This is a genomic window from Bacillus sp. L381 (assembly GCF_030284525.1).
Lineage (GTDB): Bacteria > Bacillota > Bacilli > Bacillales > Bacillaceae > Bacillus > Bacillus amyloliquefaciens.
In genome coordinates this window covers 2,326,677-2,345,974 of the sequence record NZ_CP127224.1, presented here as the reverse complement: position 1 = coordinate 2,345,974, position 19,298 = coordinate 2,326,677, and the positions used below count along the sequence as shown (strand labels likewise).

The 19,298-nt window shown below is 46.8% G+C and carries 24 protein-coding genes; 23 read left to right on the top strand and 1 reads right to left on the bottom strand.

Going from position 1 to position 19,298, the window contains the following annotated elements:
* Window positions 1-24: 24 nt before the first annotated feature.
* On the bottom strand, window positions 25-981 hold the full coding sequence (locus QRX25_RS11870) for a DUF1385 domain-containing protein (RefSeq protein ID WP_212098453.1): 957 nt from the start codon (window positions 979-981) through the stop codon (window positions 25-27).
* A gap of 221 nt (window positions 982-1,202) precedes the next feature.
* On the opposite strand from QRX25_RS11870, the gene QRX25_RS11865 reads away from it, so the two are divergent.
* From QRX25_RS11865 to ahrC, 23 genes are all read left to right on the top strand, one after another.
* Complete coding sequence (locus tag QRX25_RS11865; RefSeq protein WP_065981867.1) at window positions 1,203-1,733, top strand: YqhR family membrane protein; 531 nt, start codon at window positions 1,203-1,205, stop codon at window positions 1,731-1,733.
* Window positions 1,734-1,862: 129 nt separating this feature from the next.
* On the top strand, window positions 1,863-2,924 hold the full coding sequence (locus tag QRX25_RS11860; RefSeq protein WP_212098450.1) for a M24 family metallopeptidase: 1,062 nt from the start codon (window positions 1,863-1,865) through the stop codon (window positions 2,922-2,924).
* Between the two features lie 24 nt (window positions 2,925-2,948).
* Window positions 2,949-3,506, top strand: coding sequence for an elongation factor P (efp, locus tag QRX25_RS11855; protein WP_013352846.1), 558 nt, complete (start codon window positions 2,949-2,951; stop codon window positions 3,504-3,506).
* A 147-nt stretch (window positions 3,507-3,653) separates the two neighbouring features.
* A complete protein-coding gene (locus tag QRX25_RS11850) occupies window positions 3,654-3,935 on the top strand; it encodes a YqhV family protein (RefSeq protein WP_212098447.1) in 282 nt (93 codons plus the stop codon).
* Between the two features lie 76 nt (window positions 3,936-4,011).
* On the top strand, window positions 4,012-4,935 hold the full coding sequence (gene spoIIIAA, locus QRX25_RS11845) for a stage III sporulation protein AA (RefSeq protein ID WP_065981865.1): 924 nt from the start codon (window positions 4,012-4,014) through the stop codon (window positions 4,933-4,935).
* Window positions 4,929-5,444 (top strand): stage III sporulation protein SpoIIIAB, encoded by a 516-nt coding sequence (gene spoIIIAB, locus QRX25_RS11840; protein ID WP_013352843.1) that lies wholly within the window; start codon window positions 4,929-4,931, stop codon window positions 5,442-5,444. Before spoIIIAA ends, spoIIIAB begins: the two co-directional genes overlap by 7 nt.
* Window positions 5,445-5,466: 22 nt before the next feature.
* Complete coding sequence (gene spoIIIAC / locus QRX25_RS11835) at window positions 5,467-5,673, top strand: stage III sporulation protein AC (RefSeq protein ID WP_003153142.1); 207 nt, start codon at window positions 5,467-5,469, stop codon at window positions 5,671-5,673.
* Between the two features lie 12 nt (window positions 5,674-5,685).
* Window positions 5,686-6,075: a stage III sporulation protein AD gene (gene spoIIIAD, locus QRX25_RS11830; RefSeq protein ID WP_076982559.1), complete on the top strand. Its 390-nt coding sequence runs from the start codon at window positions 5,686-5,688 to the stop codon at window positions 6,073-6,075.
* A 26-nt stretch (window positions 6,076-6,101) separates the two neighbouring features.
* On the top strand, window positions 6,102-7,310 hold the full coding sequence (gene spoIIIAE / locus QRX25_RS11825) for a stage III sporulation protein AE (protein ID WP_065981863.1): 1,209 nt from the start codon (window positions 6,102-6,104) through the stop codon (window positions 7,308-7,310).
* 16 nt (window positions 7,311-7,326) lie between these two features.
* Entirely contained in the window at window positions 7,327-7,947 is a 621-nt protein-coding gene (gene spoIIIAF, locus QRX25_RS11820) for a stage III sporulation protein AF (protein WP_212098444.1), read from the top strand.
* A complete protein-coding gene (gene spoIIIAG, locus QRX25_RS11815; protein WP_212098441.1) occupies window positions 7,940-8,632 on the top strand; it encodes a stage III sporulation protein AG in 693 nt (230 codons plus the stop codon). Before spoIIIAF ends, spoIIIAG begins: the two co-directional genes overlap by 8 nt.
* Before the next feature lie 3 nt (window positions 8,633-8,635).
* Window positions 8,636-9,292 (top strand): SpoIIIAH-like family protein, encoded by a 657-nt coding sequence (locus tag QRX25_RS11810; RefSeq protein ID WP_065981862.1) that lies wholly within the window; start codon window positions 8,636-8,638, stop codon window positions 9,290-9,292.
* A gap of 152 nt (window positions 9,293-9,444) precedes the next feature.
* The gene (gene accB / locus QRX25_RS11805; RefSeq protein ID WP_013352837.1) at window positions 9,445-9,924 is read left to right on the top strand and encodes an acetyl-CoA carboxylase biotin carboxyl carrier protein; all 480 of its coding nucleotides are present in this window, start codon (window positions 9,445-9,447) and stop codon (window positions 9,922-9,924) included.
* 14 nt (window positions 9,925-9,938) lie between these two features.
* On the top strand, window positions 9,939-11,291 hold the full coding sequence (gene accC, locus QRX25_RS11800) for an acetyl-CoA carboxylase biotin carboxylase subunit (RefSeq protein WP_065981861.1): 1,353 nt from the start codon (window positions 9,939-9,941) through the stop codon (window positions 11,289-11,291).
* Window positions 11,292-11,312: 21 nt separating this feature from the next.
* Window positions 11,313-11,720: an Asp23/Gls24 family envelope stress response protein gene (locus tag QRX25_RS11795; protein ID WP_013352835.1), complete on the top strand. Its 408-nt coding sequence runs from the start codon at window positions 11,313-11,315 to the stop codon at window positions 11,718-11,720.
* Window positions 11,721-11,984: 264 nt separating this feature from the next.
* Window positions 11,985-12,377: a transcription antitermination factor NusB gene (nusB, locus tag QRX25_RS11790; protein WP_003153163.1), complete on the top strand. Its 393-nt coding sequence runs from the start codon at window positions 11,985-11,987 to the stop codon at window positions 12,375-12,377.
* Between the two features lie 11 nt (window positions 12,378-12,388).
* Complete coding sequence (gene folD, locus QRX25_RS11785) at window positions 12,389-13,240, top strand: bifunctional methylenetetrahydrofolate dehydrogenase/methenyltetrahydrofolate cyclohydrolase FolD (RefSeq protein WP_013352834.1); 852 nt, start codon at window positions 12,389-12,391, stop codon at window positions 13,238-13,240.
* A 123-nt stretch (window positions 13,241-13,363) separates the two neighbouring features.
* Complete coding sequence (gene xseA / locus QRX25_RS11780) at window positions 13,364-14,707, top strand: exodeoxyribonuclease VII large subunit (protein ID WP_212098438.1); 1,344 nt, start codon at window positions 13,364-13,366, stop codon at window positions 14,705-14,707.
* Window positions 14,707-14,961: an exodeoxyribonuclease VII small subunit gene (locus tag QRX25_RS11775; protein ID WP_007408352.1), complete on the top strand. Its 255-nt coding sequence runs from the start codon at window positions 14,707-14,709 to the stop codon at window positions 14,959-14,961. Before xseA ends, QRX25_RS11775 begins: the two co-directional genes overlap by 1 nt.
* Window positions 14,951-15,841 (top strand): polyprenyl synthetase family protein, encoded by an 891-nt coding sequence (locus QRX25_RS11770; protein WP_065981859.1) that lies wholly within the window; start codon window positions 14,951-14,953, stop codon window positions 15,839-15,841. The genes QRX25_RS11775 and QRX25_RS11770 overlap by 11 nt, the downstream gene beginning before the upstream one ends.
* Window positions 15,842-15,984: 143 nt before the next feature.
* Complete coding sequence (gene dxs / locus QRX25_RS11765) at window positions 15,985-17,886, top strand: 1-deoxy-D-xylulose-5-phosphate synthase (protein ID WP_115997626.1); 1,902 nt, start codon at window positions 15,985-15,987, stop codon at window positions 17,884-17,886.
* Window positions 17,883-18,728 (top strand): TlyA family RNA methyltransferase, encoded by an 846-nt coding sequence (locus QRX25_RS11760; RefSeq protein ID WP_065522788.1) that lies wholly within the window; start codon window positions 17,883-17,885, stop codon window positions 18,726-18,728. Before dxs ends, QRX25_RS11760 begins: the two co-directional genes overlap by 4 nt.
* A 96-nt stretch (window positions 18,729-18,824) precedes the next feature.
* Window positions 18,825-19,274, top strand: coding sequence for a transcriptional regulator AhrC/ArgR (gene ahrC, locus QRX25_RS11755; RefSeq protein ID WP_013352828.1), 450 nt, complete (start codon window positions 18,825-18,827; stop codon window positions 19,272-19,274).
* The last annotated feature ends 24 nt before the right edge of the window (window positions 19,275-19,298 follow it).

Sequence of the window (19,298 nt, the reverse complement as noted above, 5' to 3'; positions counted from 1 at the left end):
CCGAAAATAATAACAGGTAACGGTTCAGATTACGTTGTCAGACGGCTTTTCGCTCTGTTCTGAAATGTCTTCCAGTCTGAGAAGCTCGCTAAAGCTTTCTATGGCAACCTCGACCTGGTCATCTTCCGGTTCCTTTGTCGTTAAAAGCTGCAGCCACAGGCCGGGATAACCGAGCACCTTCAAAACGGGGATATTTCGCACCCTGTTCGTCAGCTGAAGCACTTCAAAGGAGATGCCGAGGACGACGGGTATAAGCGCAATCCTGTCTAAAATCCGCACCCAAAGCGGATCTGTCGGAACGAGTAAATAGACGAACATGCCGACAATGATCGTAAATAAGATAAAGCTTGAACCGCAACGGTAATGAAGCCGTGACTGTTTCTGAACATTTTTTATTGTAATTGGCAAATTCTGTTCATAACAGTTTATGACCTTATGTTCGGCTCCATGATATTGAAACACTCTTTTAATTAACGGCGTCATTGATAAGAAATAAATGTAGCCGAGAAGCAGGATAAGCTTAAACACGCTTTCTATTCCGATCTGCGCGGCGTCTGAGGAAAAAACGGGCCTTACAAGCTCCGCTAAAAAGACCGGGACGAGCGTAAAAACGAATTTGCTGAACAAAAACGATAGAACGCCGATTACCGCCAGGCTGAAAAACATCGATAAGCCCGAACCTTTCTTATCTTCCTGTTCCAGCTTGGCGTCATCTTGAGGATCAAGCCCGTAACGTTCGCTGGAAAAATTTAAGTGTTTTGTGCCGTTTGCGCTTGCCTCAATAATTGCGATGATTCCCCGCAAAAAAGGAATCTTCTTTAAAGCCGAAAGCTTGGAATTCGGCACTCTCGGAAGCTTAAAAAAATCAATGCTTCCGTCATTCCTGCGGATGGCGGTAACATAATTTTTTCTGCCGCCGAACATTACCCCTTCAACGACAGCCTGACCGCCGTATGCGGGCGGCGTTTTTTGTGTGGACATTGTTTATCAACCTGCCTGTTTTCTTAGGATTTACTAACCATTTCCTTTCACTCTATTGTACAGGAAACAGCGGTAAACCTCTAGTTAGACAGCCGGAAAATCAATGCTTTTTCTACAAGCAGTATACCCTGTTTCCTAAGATTTTACTCATTGATTGAAAATATGGCGGAACTTTTTATGACTTTTCAATTTTGGGGCATTCTATGACTGGAGGTGCCATGATGACCAGCGAAAAACATTCAGAACAGGAAGAAAAAAAGAAGCAGGATGATGATCAGCAGCCTGTATCATTTACCGGCAGAATTTGCGGTATCGGATTTGCCGGGGGTGTATTTTGGAGTTTGATCGGCTATCTCGGGTATCTCTTTCATTTTTCAGAGATCAGCCCCAACATGATTCTTCAGCCGTTTATGATCGGAGAATGGAAAAAACAATGGCTCGGTACGATGGTCAGCATCGTTGTCATCGGGTTAATTTCGATTGCCGGAGCGTTCATTTATTTCGTCTGCCTGAAGCGTTTTAAAACCATGTGGCCGGGGATGGTGTACGGCGTCATTTTATGGTGCGCGGTTTTTTTCTTATTCAATCCGATTTTCCAAGATGTGAAGTCTGTCACTGAATTGAAATCAGATACAATCGTGACGACGCTTTGCCTTTATATTCTGTATGGTTTGTTTGTCGGCTACTCGATTTCCTTCGCCTACAATGAACTTACGTCAGACAAGCTTGCCAGGGCGCTCGGCAACAAGTGAATAAGTGTATAATCCCTGTCCGGTATGGTAAAATGTTCACGAGAAGTGAACATTTTTTATGCTGAAAACCGGGCGGGGACGCTCCCGGTGTCAGGCGGCAGTCAAGAATCGGCGAGGAGGAGAAAGGGAATGAAACTTGAGAAATTGCGAAATCTTTTCGGTCAGCTGGATATAGACGGAATCTTGGTGACAAGCTCCGCCAATCTGCAGTATATGACGGGATTTACGGGTTCGTCAGGCTTGGCGGTCATATCGAAAGAACGTGCGGCATTTATCACGGATTTCCGTTACACCGAGCAGGCGAAGACGCAAGTGAAGGGCTTTGAAATTATCGAGCACGGCGGAAGCTTAATCCAAACGGCTGCTGACACGATTCTTGAGTACGGCATTAAAAAACTCGGCTTCGAACAAAACAGCATGACGTACGGAACATATGCATCCTACCAAGCGGTGCTGCAAGAAGCGGAGATGGTTCCCGTCGCGGATTCCGTTGAAAAGTTGCGCTTGATTAAGTCAAGTGAAGAGATTAAGATATTAGAGGAAGCTGCGAAGATTGCGGATGATGCGTTTGAACATATTCTGACGTTTATCAAACCTGGCATCTCAGAGATTTCAGTCGCAAACGAGCTTGAATTTTATATGAGACGTCAAGGAGCAGACGGTTCTTCCTTTGATATGATCGTCGCCTCAGGAGTCAGATCCAGCCTTCCGCACGGAGTGGCAAGCGGCAAATTGATTGAAAAGGGAGACTTGGTCACGCTCGATTTCGGCGCTTATTATAAAGGCTATTGTTCTGATATCACACGCACCGTCGCGGTCGGAGAGCCAAGTGATAAACTGAAAGAAATTTATCAGGTCGTATACGATGCCCAGGCGCTCGGTGTTTCGCATATTAAACCCGGCATGACGGGAAAAGAAGCGGATGCCCTGACGAGGGATCACATCACCGCAAAAGGCTACGGACAGTATTTCGGCCATTCAACAGGACACGGGTTCGGAATGGAAGTCCATGAATCACCGGGACTGTCTTTCAGGTCATCGGCCGTTCTTGAGCCGGGCATGGCGGTAACGGTTGAGCCGGGCATATACATACCGGAAGTTGGGGGCGTCAGAATCGAAGATGATATCATCATCACTGAGGACGGCAACCGGACAATTACGCATTCCCCTAAAGAATTAATTATTTTGTGATCGGAATATAGGAGGACATCAAACATGATTTCAGTTAACGATTTTCGTACAGGACTAACGATTGAAGTAGACGGCGGCATTTGGCGCGTCGTTGACTTCCAGCACGTAAAGCCGGGAAAAGGAGCGGCATTTGTCCGTTCTAAATTGCGTAATCTGCGCACGGGCGCTATTCAGGAGAAAACATTCCGTGCAGGTGAAAAAGTGGCGAAAGCGCAAATCGAAACAAAAACGATGCAGTATCTTTATGCCAACGGAGATCAGCACGTGTTCATGGATACAAGCTCATATGAACAGCTGGAATTGAATGCAAACCAAATCGAAGAAGAATTAAAATATCTTCTGGAAAATATGTCTGTACACATCATGATGTATCAATCTGAAACACTCGGTATTGAACTGCCGAACACAGTTGAACTGAAAGTTGTTGAAACAGAGCCGGGAATTAAAGGCGATACGGCGTCAGGCGGCACAAAACCTGCCAAAACGGAAACAGGTCTTGTCGTAAACGTACCGTTCTTCGTGAACGAAGGCGATACGCTTGTTGTAAATACATCAGACGGCTCTTACGTGTCAAGAGCGTAGTCAAAGGAATTCGGAGTCTGCTCCTTTTACGGGGCAGGCTTTTTTTGCGTTTTAAAACAGAATCTTTCTTCTATATGAAAATAGTGAGACTACTTCCGTCAGCTAGAGCATATAGTGTAACAAAATGCTTGAAGTTGGGGGATTGCAATGAAATTTTTGTTTGGTTCAATCAATTCTACTGTTTTAACGATGGCCGGTTTACGAGTTTTGTCCTCTCTCATTGAATTATCGGCCGCCATTATTATGATTATCACAAACGACATCAGAAAAGCGGTTGTGGTTAATAGTATTTTGGCGGTCGTCGGTCCGATGATTTTTATCATTACGATGACGATCGGCATTTATCAGATTGCCGGACAGCTCTCATATGCTAAATTGATTTTGATTTTTGCGGGAGTGGTGCTGATTTTAGCGGGTGTGCATAAATAGAGGCCCGGGTGTCATAAAGTTTGTCCCGGATCATACATTTTAAAGAAGCCAATCGGTAAAAAAGGAGGAGACTCTATTGAATGAAATTACAGAGGTTCTCCCTGAATTATTGAAACATGCCATCTCCGCCGTGCCAGAAGAAACGTGGCGGGATACAGAAGAAATCAGAATACGGGTCGACAGGCCGGTTGAACTGATCCGGAAAGGACAACCTTTGTTTTTGTCATATATCTGTACGGCCGGCGACGCACAGCTGATCCTCAGCCGGCTCAGCAATTACAGCATGTACACGCTGGAAGAAGAGCTGAAAAAAGGATATATCACAATCAGGGGAGGCCACCGTGTGGGGCTGGCCGGAAGAGTCATCGTCGAAAACGGAGCCGTCAAAGGACTCCGGGATATTACGTCTTTTAATATTCGAATCGCCCGGGAGAAGCTTGGAATCGCAGAACCGCTTATTCCTTTCTTATGGAAAGAAAACTGGCTGAACACACTCATCATCGGCCCTCCGCAAACAGGAAAAACGACCTTGCTTCGTGATTTGGCCCGGCTTTCCAGTACCGGATCGAAACGCATTCCGGCGAAAAAGACCGGTATCGTCGATGAGCGATCAGAAATTGCCGGCTGCCTGCGGGGCATTCCCCAGCACAGTTTCGGCCGCAGAGTTGATGTCCTTGATGCCTGTCCGAAGGCGGAAGGGCTGATGATGATGATCCGCTCTATGAGTCCTGATGTCATGATCGTGGATGAGATCGGGAGAATGGAAGACTCTGAAGCGCTGATGGAAGCGCTCCATGCGGGTGTATCGGTTATCGTATCTGCGCACGGATGGAATATAAAAGATTTGGTGAAAAGACCGTCACTGAAAATGCTTTGGGAGGAAAAAGTGTTTGACCGGTATGTTGAACTGTCAAGGCGCCGCGGTCCCGGAACAATTAGCAGGATGTACGGAAAGGATGGGGAGCAGCTGCCGCATGCTGAAAGCGTGATGACATGCTGAAGCTTTTGGGGGCCGTGTTCATTCTGACGGCGACGACATGGACGGGATTTGAGATCGCCAAAATCTATATTGAAAGGCCGAGGCAGATCCGTCAGCTGCGTGCGGCGCTGCAATCACTTGAAGCGGAAATTATGTACGGACATACGCCGCTGCACACCGCCTCGGGACACATCGCCAGACAGCTTTCCAAACCTGTATCACTATTGTTTCAAGCTTTCAGCCAAAGGCTTGAACAGGGAAGCGATTCCGCCAAAACGGCCTGGGAACAGAGCTTGAAACATAACTGGCCTTCCATGGCGATGAAAAAAAGCGAATATGATGTGCTGAAGCAATTCGGAGAGACGCTCGGGCTTCATGACCGGGTTTCTCAGCAGAAACATATCAAGCTTGCGCTTACACATTTGGAAGCGGCGGAAGCGGATGCCGGACGGGCGCAGGCGAAAAATGAAAAAATGGTGAAAAGTTTAGGATTTTTAGCCGGACTGTTACTCATTCTTCTATTGATGTAAACATGAGGGGAGCAAACATAAAATGGGAGTCGACGTAAATGTCATTTTTCAAATCGCCGGAGTCGGTATCGTGGTTGCGTTTCTGCATACCATACTGGACCAAATGGGGAAAAAAGAATATGCCCAATGGGTGACGCTGCTTGGCTTTATCTATATTTTATTTATGGTGGCGACGATTGTCGATGACCTGTTTAAAAAGATTAAAGCTGTGTTTCTATTCCAAGGATAGGGGGGCTTACAGATTGAGATTGTTCAAATTGTAGGTTTAGGCCTGATCGCCACATTTCTCTCCCTGATCGTAAAAGAACAGAAACCGACTTTCGCGTTTATGATTGTCGTCTTCAGCGGCTGCGTGATCTTTCTTTATCTCGTCGACCAGATTTATGACATTATCAGAATGATAGAAAAAATAGCCGTCAATGCAAACGTCAATATGGTCTATGTGGAAACCATTTTAAAAATTATCGGCATTGCCTACATCGCTGAATTCGGAGCGCAGCTTACAAAAGATGCGGGCCAAGGAGCGATTGCTTCTAAAATAGAGCTGGCCGGGAAGATTTTGATACTGGTGATGGCCGTGCCGATACTGACTGTTATTATTGAAACGATTCTCGGACTTATTCCTTCTTGATCATAAATGGAAAGGGGGCACAAAAAATGAAGCGCTTTCGGTGGGCGGGGGCTTTTTTGTTTATCCTCTTATTTTTTCAGACTGAATGTGTACAAGCTGCCGGAACGGACGATGCGGCGCAGGAAACCGCAATTCATCAAGAAACGGCTGATGAAGTGGCGAAAAAGCAGGCCGAAGCGCTGAAAACAGAAGGTATCGGAAAGTTTTGGGACGATATTATGACAGAATACGGCGGTCTTCTTCCTGAAAGCCAAAAGGGAAGCATCATCGACTTTATTAACGGAGAAAAAACGTTCTCGCCAGAGGCGTGGCTGAAGGCCTTATTTTCCTACCTGTTTCATGAAGTGCTCGCAAACGGAAAACTTCTGGGAACTTTGATCCTTCTCACCATTTTTTGTGTCATTCTGCAGCTTCTGCAAAATGCGTTTCAGCAGAGCACCGTCAGCAAAGTGGCGTATGCGATCGTTTATATGGTGCTGATTATTCTCGCTTTAAACAGCTTTCATGTTGCCGTCAATTATGCCAGTGAGGCGATTCAGACGATGACCAGCTTCATTCTCGCGCTGATCCCGCTTCTGCTCGCGCTTTTGGCTTCTTCCGGGGGAGCCGTCTCCGCTGCTTTTTTTCACCCCGTTATTTTATTCCTGATGAATACGAGCGGCCTGCTCATTCAAAACATCGTCATGCCGCTGATCTTTCTGTCAGCGATTTTAAGCATCGTCAGCACGATGACGGATCAGTACAAAGTCACGCAGCTTGCCAATCTGCTCAGAAATATCGCGATCGGCGCGCTTGCCGTATTCCTCACCGTATTTCTCGGCGTCATCTCCGTACAGGGAGCCTCGGCCGCCGTGACGGACGGGATTACGCTCAGGACTGCAAAATTTATAACGGGCAATTTTATTCCCGTGCTCGGCCGGATGTTTACGGATGCGACCGATACGGTAATCAGCGCCTCGCTCCTATTAAAAAACACTGTGGGAATCCTCGGTGTCGGAATTTTAATCTGCATCTCCGCATTTCCGGCGATCAAAGTGCTCTCTCTCGCTTTTATTTATAAGCTCGCGGCCGCCATTCTGCAGCCGCTCGGAGGCGGGCCCGTCATTACGTGTCTCGGCGTCATCAGCAGAAGCGTGCTGTATATTTTCGCGGCGCTCGCCATCGTCTCACTCATGTTTTTCCTCAGCATTACAGTCATTATTACAGCAGGCAACCTCACCATGATGATGAAATAAAGGAGGCCCATTGGATATGAGCTTTTTAACAGAATGGCTGACAAGCATTATTTTGTTTATCTTATTTGCCATCGTCATCGACATGCTGCTGCCGAGCTCCAGTATGCAAAAATACGCAAAGATGGTTGTCAGCCTGCTGTTAATCATTGTCATGCTCAACCCGATATTCAAACTTTTCAAAACAGACCCGGAGATCATCTTCGATTATTTGACAAAACAAGAGCAATTTCAATCCGCTGACATAAAAAATCAAATCAAATCAGAAAAAAAAGAAATACAAGCATCAAACCGCGCATATGTTTTAGAAGAAATGGCTGTCCAACTAAAAAAGAAAGCGGAGGAGATGTTCAGTCATGACGAATACAAAATAGATGACATCCGCCTTACAGCGGAAGAACAGGTTCGTTCAGAAGAAGATGTAAAAACGATCAGCGTGTATATGGCCCCATCTTCTGAAAAAACCGTGCAAACCGTCGCACCGATCGACATCCGCACAGACCGCAAATACGAACCGGAAGGCGCAGCCGACAAAAAAGAGGTTGCACACATCAAAGAAAAACTTGCGGATATATGGGAAATCGGCAGTGAGAAAATTACGGTTTATATGGAAGGCGGGGAGAAAAACGGCCATGAATAAAAACGGACTATGGAACATACTCAAAAAACAGCTGATGATCGGACAGGCGAAAGACGGAGAAAAACCAAAACTGACAAAATATCATTACTTTCTGTTCGTGTTTGTGCTCGGGGTATCTTTTATGCTGGTCAGCCAGATGTTCTCTTCACCTGAGAAAACCGGGAAGGACCCAACGGCGCAGACCGTCATGTCCGGCCAAACGGAAGACAAGAGCGGGCAAAAAAGCGCACCTGTTTTTAAGGCGTCAAAAGACAGCAGCGCCAAAAACACGATCGATGATTACGAGAGAGATTATGAAAATCAGCTGAAAGAAATCCTTGAAACGATTATCGGCGTGGAGGATGTATCGATTGTCGTAAACGTAGACGCGACATCGTTAAAAGTGTTTGAAAAAAATAAAACGAAAAAAGACACCACCACTGAAGAAACCGATAAAGAAGGCGGCAAAAGAAGCGTAACCGATCAAACCTCTGAAGAACAAATTGTCATGATCCGAAACGGGGATCAGGAAACCCCGGTTGTCGTTCAGACGAAAAAGCCTGATATCCGCGGTGTACTCGTTGTCGCTCAGGGAGTGGACAACGTTCAAATAAAAAAAACCATCATTGATGCCGTCACAAGGGTGCTTGATGTTCCGAGCTACCGTGTAGCGGTTGCCCCTAAAAAAATCAAGGAGGATTCATAAATTATGCTGAAAAAACAAACGGTTTGGCTTTTAACAATGCTCAGTCTCGTCGTGGTATTAAGTGTTTATTATATTACGTCGCCGGAAAGCAAAAATGCCGTGCAGATGAAAAGTGAAAAAAACAGCGGAGAAATCGCCACAGAAAAAACGCCGGCTCCTGCTCCTGAAACGAAAGAAAAGACCGAAGGCGGCACAGAAAAAGAAGACGGAACAAAAGGCACGAAAGATTCTAAAGGCGCAAAAGAGGATAAAGAAACATCAGCAGAAGCGTCGGACAAAGACGGATCGGTCGCCACAGAAACAGCTGACGAAAATTTATTTACCACATACCGCATGGAACTTGAAGACGCGAGAAGCAAAGAAAGGGAACAGTTAAACAGCATTGTTTCAAGCGATGATGCGACAGCAAAGGAAAAAAGCGAAGCCTACGATAAAATGACGGCGCTCAGTAATGCTGAAGGGACAGAAAAACAGCTGGAAACACTCATTAAAACACAGGGCTACAAAGATGCGCTCGTGGATGCTGAAGGAGACAAAATCAACATTACGGTCATGTCTGACAAACATTCAAACGCAAAAGCTTCCGCCATCATTGACCTGGTGGAAAAAGAAATTAAGAATATGAAAGACGTCGCCGTGACGTTTGAACCGACAAAATAATAGGCCTGAAAAGCCCGCACCCGCTGCGGGCTTTTCTGATGTCATTTTAGATCAGTGTTGAATTTACACAACCGCTCCTGTAAGATAAACATAGTATGTACTTTTAGTAGTAACCCATAAATTTCTATTTTTTATACATAGGAGTGGAACTGATGTTAAAAATCAACGAAATTCATGAACTGATAAAAAGAATCGATGAATCATCCATTGATGAATTTGTTTACGAAATTGAAGGCGTAAGCCTGAAGCTGAAAAAAAATGAAGCGCCGGCAGTGAATGTAACGGGACAAGCTCAAGCTGTTCCTGCTGCTTTCGCACCTGCTCCGCAGGCTGCAAAACCGGAAGCGGGTGAAGCCGCTCCTGTTCAGGAAGCGCCGAAACAAGACGAAAACCTTCACAAAATTACGTCTCCGATGGTCGGAACGTTTTATGCTTCTTCATCGCCTGAAGCCGGCCCTTACGTAAATCAAGGATCAAAAGTGAGCGAAAATACAGTGGTTTGTATCGTAGAAGCAATGAAACTCTTTAACGAGATTGAAGCGGAAGTAAAAGGAGAAATCGTTGAAGTGTTAGTTGAAAACGGCCAGCTGGTCGAATACGGACAACCTCTATTTCTTGTAAAAGCTGAGTAAGGAGACCTGCTATTATGATTAAAAAGCTATTGATTGCCAACCGAGGAGAAATTGCCGTCAGAATCATCCGGGCCTGCAAGGAGCTTGGCATTGAAACTGTAGCCGTTTATTCTGAGGCAGATAAAGACGCCCTGCATGTCCAAATGGCCGATGAGGCTTTTTGTATCGGGCCGAAAACATCAAAAGAAAGCTATTTAAACGTAACGAATATCGTCAGCGTCGCAAAGCTGACCGGCACGGATGCGATTCATCCGGGATACGGATTTCTAGCTGAAAACGCCGACTTTGCCGAGCTGTGCGAGGAATTAAACGTGACGTTTGTCGGACCTACGGCAGACGCCATTTCAAAAATGGGGACAAAAGATATCGCCCGCGACACGATGCAGCTGGCGGGCGTGCCGATTGTGCCCGGTTCAAAAGGAATTATAAAAAATACGGAAGAAGCGGTTTCGCTTGCACGTGAAATTGGGTATCCTGTCATTATAAAAGCCACTGCGGGCGGAGGCGGAAAAGGCATCCGGGTCGCGCGCACAGAAGAAGAACTGATTAAAGGCATTGAAATTACCCAGCAGGAAGCCGCTACGGCATTCGGAAATCCGGGTGTGTACATCGAGAAGTACATAGAAGATTTCCGCCATGTTGAAATTCAGGTGCTTGCGGATAATTACGGAAACACGATCCATCTTGGAGAGCGTGACTGTTCTATCCAAAGACGTCTGCAAAAACTTCTTGAAGAGTCGCCGTCACCTGCGCTTGATTCTGAAATCAGGGAGCAGATGGGCGAAGCAGCGGTAAAAGCAGCGAAGGCTGTCGGTTACACGGGAGCGGGCACAGTAGAGTTCATTTATGACTACAGAGAGCAGCGCTACTACTTCATGGAGATGAACACGCGTATTCAAGTGGAGCACCCTGTCACTGAAATGGTGACGGGAACGGATCTGATCAAAGAACAGATCAAAGTGGCATCCGGACAGGAGCTCTCGCTCAGACAGGAAGACGTTGAATTTAACGGCTGGGCGATTGAATGCCGTATTAACGCTGAAAATCCTGCGAAAAACTTCATGCCTTCACCTGGTAAAATTAACATGTACCTGCCGCCGGGCGGACTCGGCGTGCGTGTGGATTCAGCCGCATATCCGGGCTATTCGATCCCGCCGTACTATGACAGTATGATTGCCAAAGTCATCACATACGGAACAACGCGTGATGAGGCGATCGCACGGATGAAACGCGCGCTGAGCGAATTCGTGATCGAAGGTATTGAAACAACGATTCCGTTCCATCTGAAACTGCTTGAACACGAAACATTTGTCAGCGGAGAGTTTAATACAAAGTTTTTAGAAACATATGATGTAATGGGCTCATAATTTTTGCGGGAGGTGAATTGAATGGAAGACAACAGTGTGCTTAAAATGGATCATGATGAGTCTCATTTAGGCAAGGTTGAAATTGCTCCTGAGGTCATTGAAGTCATTGCCGGCATTGCCGCTTCCGAGGTTGAAGGAATTGCTGAAATGCGCGGCAATTTCGCCACGGGCGTCGTAGAACGTTTCGGCAAAATCAATCATGGCAAAGGCGTAAAGGTTGATTTAGCCGATGACGGGATTACCATCGACGTCTATTGCGTCGTTCAATTCGGGGTCTCGATCCCGAAAGTGGCGGCAAGCGTTCAGGAGAATATCCGCCAAACTTTATTAAATATGACGTCTCTGACCATTAATGAAATCAATATTCATATCGTCGGCATTCAATTTGACACGAAAGCCCAAGAAGTCGAAATCGACGAAGAAATGTAATGAGCGTATAAAAACCAAGGGGATGGGCAGCCCTTTGGTTTTTTATACGTTTCCCTTCATTTCAGGCATGAAGAAAGCCGGCTTACAAACGGCAGCCGAGTTTCTTCATGCTGTGAAATCCGAATGAAATCAAAAGGGTTTGTGAAAATATTCGGCATTAGGGTGAAAAAACCTAAATTTCGACATGCGATTGGGAAAAAAATATGTTATGATCTCTTTAAGCTTAACGACAAGCGGATAAAGCGGATCTGAAGGAGAAAGAAAATGAAAAGAAGAACAGCTAGAGAAAAAGCTTTGCAGGCACTTTTTCAGATTGATGTCAGCGATATTGCACCGAACGAGGCCATTGAGCACGCGCTTGATGGTGAGAAAACAGATGCCTTCTTTGAACAGCTGGTGTACGGAGTGATCGAACATCAGGTTCAGCTTGATGAAATGATTTCCGGCCATCTTGTCAATTGGAAGCTTGACCGGATTGCAAACGTAGACCGCGCGATCCTGCGTCTGGCGGTGTATGAAATGGTTTATACTGACGACATTCCTGCTAACGTGTCATTAAACGAAGCAATCGAGCTGGCAAAACGGTTCGGCGACGATAAAGCTGCAAAATTCGTAAACGGGGTTCTTTCTAACATTAAAACTGATATCGAATCGTAGGAGGAAAGAAAATGACTGCAACAATCATCGACGGAAAAGAAACGGCTAAAGAAAAACGCGAACAATTGGCAAAAGAAGTAGAAGAGCTGAAAGCACAAGGCGTAGTGCCGGGCTTGGCGGTCATTTTAATCGGCGACGATCCCGCTTCTGTTTCCTATGTGACAGGCAAGAAAAAAGCCGCTGAAACAATGGGAATGAAGTTTAAGCTTGACCGTTTTGACTCAAGCTTAACCGAAGCGGAGCTTTTAAAAGTGATTGATCAGTACAATCAAAATCCGGAATTCCACGGCATTCTCGTCCAGCTGCCGCTGCCGGATCATATTTCTGAAAAAGCCGTAATCGAGCGGATCTCCCCTGATAAGGATGTTGACGGTTTCCACCCTCTCAACGTCGGGAAAATGCTGCTTGGCGAAGATACATTTCTTCCATGCACGCCGCACGGAATTGTCGAGTTATTGAAAAAGACGAACGTAGATCTTTCCGGCAAAGAAGTTGTTGTAGTCGGACGAAGCAATATTGTCGGTAAACCGGTCGGCCAGCTGCTGCTGAACGAAAATGCGACCGTCACATATTGCCATTCCCGTACAAAAAATATGTCTGAACATACGAAAAAAGCAGATATTCTTGTGGTTGCGGTCGGTAAAGCGAACTTTATCAAAGCCGATCAAATCAAAGAGGGCGCCATTGTCATCGATGTCGGCGTCAACCGTCTTGAAAGCGGAAAACTCTGCGGAGACGTTCAGTTTGATGAAGCGAAAGAAAAAGCATCTTTCATTACGCCGGTGCCGGGCGGAGTAGGTCCGATGACCATCACAATGCTTGCGCATAATACTGTTAAATCTGCCAGACGTACGTTATCATAGATAACCGGAGACAGTCACAAAAAGTGTGACAATGAGCACGATACCCGCTTCTTCAGGCTCCTTTCAGCCAGAGCGGGTTTTCTTAGTTTAGGGCAAAAAGCCTTTATGAAAGGAGTGCAGGATGTGAGTGAAGCGGCATATGTCACGGTTTCCGCACTGACCAAATATATTAAACGAAAATTTGATGTGGATCCTCATCTTGAAGACATTTGGATTAAGGGTGAGCTGTCCAACGTTAAAATCCATACGAGAGGCCACATCTATTTTACATTAAAAGACGAACATGCCCGCATGCAGGCCGTCATGTTTCAAAGACAAAGTTCAAGGCTTGCGTTTAAGCCCGAGGACGGAATGAAGGTCATCGTAAGAGGCGGCATCTCCGTCTATGAACCGAGCGGAAGCTATCAGCTTTACGCAAAAGAAATGCAGCCGGACGGTGTGGGTGCGCTTTATTTAGCATATGAAGAATTAAAGAAAAAGCTTGCCGGCGAAGGGTTGTTTGATGACCGGCATAAGCAGGCCATCCCCGCTTTTCCAGCCACGATCGGGGTTGTCACGTCGCCGACGGGAGCGGCCGTCAGAGACGTCATTACCACACTCAAAAGAAGATACCCCTTGGTGAAAGTCATTGTTCTTCCCGCGCTCGTTCAGGGTGAAAATGCCAGCAGATCGATTGTGAAGCGCATTGAAGAAGCCAATGCACAAAAGATGTGCGACGTCCTGATCGTCGGAAGGGGAGGGGGCTCGATAGAAGAATTGTGGGCATTTAACGAAGAAATCGTGGCCCGGGCGATCTTTGCTTCCGCCATTCCGGTTATTTCGGCCGTCGGACACGAAACAGATTTTACAATCAGTGACTTTGTCGCAGATATCCGGGCTGCAACGCCGACGGGTGCGGCAGAAATCGCCGTTCCCCACACGACGGACTTAATGGAGCGGACAAAAACGGCGGAAGTCCGTCTGACAAGAGCGATGCAGCAGCATATCAGCAAGAAAAAAGAACGGGTGCAAGCGCTCCAGTCATCCTACGCATTCCGTTTTCCGAAACGATTGTATACCCAAAAAGAACAGCAGTTTGACCTTTTGTATCAGCAATTCCAAGCACAGCTCACAGGGCTTACGGAGCGGAAACAAAGGCAGCTGGAGCGGAATACGTACAGATTAACGGCGCTTCATCCTGAAACCCAGCTGAAACAGGCGAAAAAACGGTATGAAGAGCGCTCAAATCAGCTGACGCGGAGCATGAATGTCCAGCTGAAGCAGCTTCATTCGCAGTTTCAGACGGTTCTTGGTAAACTGAATGCATTAAGTCCCCTTCAAGTAATGGAGAGAGGGTACAGTCTGGCCTATAAAGACAAAGAGCTGATTAAAAGCGTTGATCAAGTGGAACAAAATGACACGCTTGAAGTAAAGATGACAGACGGCGTTCTGACGTGTGAAGTATTGCAAAAGAGAGGCGAACGATAATGACAGAAACTAAAAAAAGTGAAGAGCTGACATTTGAAGAGGCGATGAAAGGCCTCGAAGGCATTGTGGCAAAGCTTGAAGAAGGCGACGTGCCGCTGGAGCAGGCGATTAACTATTTTCAGGAAGGGATGGCCCTTTCAAAAATGTGCCATGAAAAGCTTCAGCATGTCGAAAAACAAATGGACTTTATTCTAAAAGATAACGGAGAACTTGCACCTTTCAGCGTTCAGGAGGAAGACGAAGGTGACAAATAAACTGGACGCATTTTTAGCATCACGCAAACAAATGATTGAACAGCAGCTTTCTTTGTATACAGCACGGCTGGACATGCCCGAATCCCTCAAAAAATCCATGCTGTATTCTTTGGAAGCGGGCGGGAAAAGGCTGCGCCCCCTCGTTGTCTTGGCCGTTTTGAATGCTTACGGAAAAGATGAAAAAGACGGAATTCCGGTCGGATGCGCTGTCGAAATGATTCATACGTATTCCTTAATCCATGATGATCTTCCTTGCATGGACGATGATGATTTGCGCCGGGGAAAGCCGACAAATCATAAAGTCTTCGGAGAAGCGGCAGCCGTACTTGCCGGAGACGGGCTTCTGACAGAAAGCTTTAAATTGATCACATCTCACGTGTCTGAGGCGGTTTCAGCAGAGAAACGGCTCCGTCTCGTCGATGAACTGATCAGCGCGGCAGGAACGGAAGGAATGGTCGGCGGCCAGGCTGCCGACATGGAAGCGGAGCAAAAGCAGGTAACGCTGGAAGAGCTGGAATCCATTCATGAGCGGAAAACGGCCAAGCTCCTCGGTTTTTCCGTGACGGCGGGCGCCATTTTGGCAGATGCGCCGGAGGATGAAATCGAGAAGCTGCGCTTGTTCAGCAGCCATATCGGCATCGGGTTTCAAATCAGAGACGACATCCTTGATATCGAAGGTCATGAGGAGAAGATCGGCAAACCGGTCGGTTCAGATACGACGAATGAAAAGTCAACGTATCCGTCGCTTTTAACGCTCGAAGGCGCGAAAGAGAAGCTTGCGCATCATATCAGCGAGGCGAAACAGATCGTAAACGGCCTTTCTCTTGAGAAAGAATTGCTGCATGATCTCTGCGACTTAATTGCGGCGAGAGATCATTAAAACGATCCCGATTTGAAGGGGCTGCCGCTCCTATGGTAAAATGTAAGCAGTTTCGATGAAAATACAAAGAGAGTCTTTTTCTTTTTTTCAAAAAGACACTGTTTAATTTGCAGAAATTCATGCTGAAAGTGAGTTGATCCGCTTTGGATCTTTTATCAATACAGGACCCGTCATTTCTTAAAAAGATGTCAATTGAACAGCTGGAAGAGCTGAGTGAGGAAATCCGCAATTTTCTCATTACATCGCTGTCTGCCTCAGGGGGCCATATCGGGCCGAACCTCGGGGTTGTCGAGCTGACAATTGCGCTTCACAAAGAATTTGACAGTCCGAAAGATAAATTTTTATGGGATGTCGGACATCAGTCCTATGTTCACAAACTGTTAACCGGACGCGGCAAGGAGTTTGAAACCTTGCGCCAATATAAAGGGCTTTGCGGTTTCCCGAAACGCAGCGAAAGCGAACATGACGTATGGGAAACAGGCCACAGCTCAACATCGCTCTCAGGGGCGATGGGAATGGCTGCCGCCCGTGATATTAAAGGGACGAAAGAATATATCATCCCGATTATCGGAGACGGGGCTTTAACCGGAGGAATGGCGCTTGAAGCGCTGAACCACATCGGCGATGAGAAAAAGGACATGATCGTCATCCTGAATGATAATGAGATGAGCATTGCGCCGAATGTCGGGGCGATTCATTCTATGCTGGGCAGGCTTCGCACGGCCGGCAAATATCAATGGGTAAAAGACGAGCTTGAATATTTATTTAAGCGCATCCCGGCCGTCGGCGGAAAATTGGCCGCCACAGCGGAACGGATAAAAGACAGCTTAAAATATATGCTTGTGTCAGGCATGTTTTTTGAAGAGCTGGGCTTTACGTATTTAGGCCCGGTTGACGGACATTCCTACCATGAACTGATTGAAAACCTGCAATACGCCAAAAAAACGAAAGGCCCTGTCCTTTTACATGTCATCACGAAAAAGGGAAAAGGCTATAAACCGGCTGAGACCGACACAATCGGCACATGGCACGGGACGGGTCCGTACAAAATCAATACGGGTGATTTCGTCAAACCGAAAGCCGCGGCGCCTTCATGGAGCGGACTTGTCAGCGGCACCGTGCAGGAGCTGGCGCGAGAGGATGACAGAATTGTCGCGATTACACCGGCCATGCCTGTCGGCTCTAAGCTGGAAGGGTTTGCGAAAGAATTTCCTGAGCGCATGTTTGACGTCGGAATCGCAGAACAGCATGCGGCGACGATGGCCGCGGGAATGGCGCTTCAGGGCATGAAGCCGTTTCTTGCGATCTATTCGACCTTCTTGCAGCGGGCCTACGATCAGGTCGTCCATGACATCTGCCGTCAAAACGCGAATGTATTTATCGGCATTGACCGGGCCGGTTTGGTCGGTGCTGACGGAGAGACGCATCAAGGCGTCTTTGATATTGCCTTTTTGCGTCATATACCGAACCTTGTTTTGATGATGCCGAAAGATGAAAATGAAGGCCGCCATATGGTCAATACAGCCCTTAATTATGAAGAAGGTCCGATTGCGATGCGCTTCCCGCGCGGAAACGGACTCGGCGTAAAGATGGATAAAGAGCTGAAAAGCATTCCGATCGGAACATGGGAAGTGCTCCGTCCCGGAAAAGACGCGGTTATTTTAACATTCGGAACAACGATTGAGATGTCGCTTGAAGCAGCTGAAGAACTGCAAAAAGAAGGCCTGTCCGTGCGTGTCGTCAATGCGCGGTTCATAAAACCGATTGATAAACAAATGATGAAGGCGATCCTTAATGAAGGTCTGCCGATTTTAACGATTGAAGAAGCCGTGCTTGAAGGCGGATTCGGAAGCACGATTCTTGAATTCGCTCATGACCTCGGCATGTATCATACGCCGATTGACAGAATGGGCATCCCTGACCGGTTTATTGAGCACGGAAGCGTAACCGCCCTGCTTGAAGAAATCGGTCTCACGAAGGCTGAGGTTATGAACCGGATTAAACTGCTGATGCCGCCGAAGACACATAAAGGAATTGGATCATGACAGCAAAAAAAGAACGATTAGATGTACTTCTTGTAGAAAAAGGACTTGCGGAGACGCGGGAAAAAGCGAAACGCGCCATTATGGCGGGGATCGTGTACTCAAATGAAAACCGATTGGACAAGCCGGGTGAAAAAATCGCCCGGGATCTTCCGTTAACGGTAAAAGGAAACCCTCTTAAATATGTCAGCAGGGGCGGATTAAAGCTTGAAAAAGCTCTTGAGGTGTTTCCCGTCTCAGTAACAGGCAAAACGATGATTGACATCGGCTCGTCGACAGGAGGATTTACAGATTGCGCCCTCCAAAACGGCGCCGAACGGTCATACGCAGTAGATGTCGGCTATAATCAGCTTGCTTGGAAGCTGAGACAGGACGAGAGGGTCGTCGTAATGGAACGGACGAATTTCCGCTATTCCGAGCCTTCAGATTTCACAGAGGGTTTGCCGGAATTTGCGACGATCGATGTGTCTTTCATCTCACTCCGCCTCATTCTGCCGGTTTTAAAAACGCTGCTTGTACCGGGAAGCGATTGTATCGCTCTGGTGAAGCCGCAATTTGAAGCCGGACGGGAATCAGTCGGAAAAAAAGGCATTGTCAGAGATCCCGGCGTTCATGCTGACGTTCTTCGCCGTATGAATCAATTTGCCGCCTCTGAAGGATATACGGTGAAAGGACTGTCCTTCTCACCGATTACAGGGGGAGACGGCAATATTGAGTTTCTGCTTCATCTGAACTGGGAGGGAGAAGACGGAAACGGCACTGAACTGCCGGAAGAAGACATTCTCCGTACCGTCCGCGAAGCACATGAGACATTAAAAGCCAAAAAGACAGATGTACCGGAATAATAGGAGGCTATTATTCCTTTTTTCTGCCATCATGTACTTTTTATCAAGAAGCGGTTAACATAATGACAAGAAAAGCTTGAAAACAGAGGTGCTGACATGACAAAAGGCCAAAGGCATATAAAAATCAGAGAGCTTATTACAAGCCAGGAGATTGAAACGCAGGATGACTTAGTTGACATGCTGAGAGAAGAAGGGTATAAGGTAACCCAGGCGACTGTTTCCAGAGACATTAAAGAGCTGCATCTCGTAAAGGTGCCTACTAATAACGGCTCCTACAAATACAGCCTGCCGGCGGATCAGCGGTTCAATCCGCTGTCAAAACTGAAGCGTTCATTAATGGATGCGTTCGTAAAAATTGACTCAGCAAGCCATATGATCGTATTAAAAACGATGCCGGGGAATGCACAGGCAATCGGTGCGTTGATGGATAATCTCGAATGGGAAGAAATCATGGGCACGATTTGCGGAGATGACACAATCTTGATCATCTGCAGGACGCCTGAAGATACAGAAGGCGTTCAAAGCCGTCTTTTGGAGCTGCTGTAGCGTAATTATCAGATAAAAGGTGGA

Excerpts from the sequence above, each read along its gene's own strand:
- QRX25_RS11870 (WP_212098453.1), bottom strand. The coding sequence starts at position 981 with ATGTCCACACAAAAAACGCCGCCCGCATACGGCGGTCAGGCTGTCGTT.
- spoIIIAB (WP_013352843.1), top strand. The coding sequence starts at position 4,929 with ATGCTGAAGCTTTTGGGGGCCGTGTTCATTCTGACGGCGACGACATGG.
- spoIIIAG (WP_212098441.1), top strand. The coding sequence starts at position 7,940 with ATGAATAAAAACGGACTATGGAACATACTCAAAAAACAGCTGATGATC.
- nusB (WP_003153163.1), top strand. The coding sequence starts at position 11,985 with ATGAAAAGAAGAACAGCTAGAGAAAAAGCTTTGCAGGCACTTTTTCAG.
- accC (WP_065981861.1), top strand. The coding sequence starts at position 9,939 with ATGATTAAAAAGCTATTGATTGCCAACCGAGGAGAAATTGCCGTCAGA.
- ahrC (WP_013352828.1), top strand. The coding sequence starts at position 18,825 with ATGACAAAAGGCCAAAGGCATATAAAAATCAGAGAGCTTATTACAAGC.
- spoIIIAE (WP_065981863.1), top strand. The coding sequence starts at position 6,102 with ATGAAGCGCTTTCGGTGGGCGGGGGCTTTTTTGTTTATCCTCTTATTT.
- spoIIIAC (WP_003153142.1), top strand. The coding sequence starts at position 5,467 with ATGGGAGTCGACGTAAATGTCATTTTTCAAATCGCCGGAGTCGGTATC.
- QRX25_RS11865 (WP_065981867.1), top strand. The coding sequence starts at position 1,203 with ATGACCAGCGAAAAACATTCAGAACAGGAAGAAAAAAAGAAGCAGGAT.
- QRX25_RS11850 (WP_212098447.1), top strand. The coding sequence starts at position 3,654 with ATGAAATTTTTGTTTGGTTCAATCAATTCTACTGTTTTAACGATGGCC.
- QRX25_RS11775 (WP_007408352.1), top strand. The coding sequence starts at position 14,707 with ATGACAGAAACTAAAAAAAGTGAAGAGCTGACATTTGAAGAGGCGATG.
- QRX25_RS11760 (WP_065522788.1), top strand. The coding sequence starts at position 17,883 with ATGACAGCAAAAAAAGAACGATTAGATGTACTTCTTGTAGAAAAAGGA.
- QRX25_RS11810 (WP_065981862.1), top strand. The coding sequence starts at position 8,636 with ATGCTGAAAAAACAAACGGTTTGGCTTTTAACAATGCTCAGTCTCGTC.
- QRX25_RS11795 (WP_013352835.1), top strand. The coding sequence starts at position 11,313 with ATGGAAGACAACAGTGTGCTTAAAATGGATCATGATGAGTCTCATTTA.
- QRX25_RS11860 (WP_212098450.1), top strand. The coding sequence starts at position 1,863 with ATGAAACTTGAGAAATTGCGAAATCTTTTCGGTCAGCTGGATATAGAC.
- folD (WP_013352834.1), top strand. The coding sequence starts at position 12,389 with ATGACTGCAACAATCATCGACGGAAAAGAAACGGCTAAAGAAAAACGC.
- spoIIIAF (WP_212098444.1), top strand. The coding sequence starts at position 7,327 with ATGAGCTTTTTAACAGAATGGCTGACAAGCATTATTTTGTTTATCTTA.
- accB (WP_013352837.1), top strand. The coding sequence starts at position 9,445 with ATGTTAAAAATCAACGAAATTCATGAACTGATAAAAAGAATCGATGAA.
- efp (WP_013352846.1), top strand. The coding sequence starts at position 2,949 with ATGATTTCAGTTAACGATTTTCGTACAGGACTAACGATTGAAGTAGAC.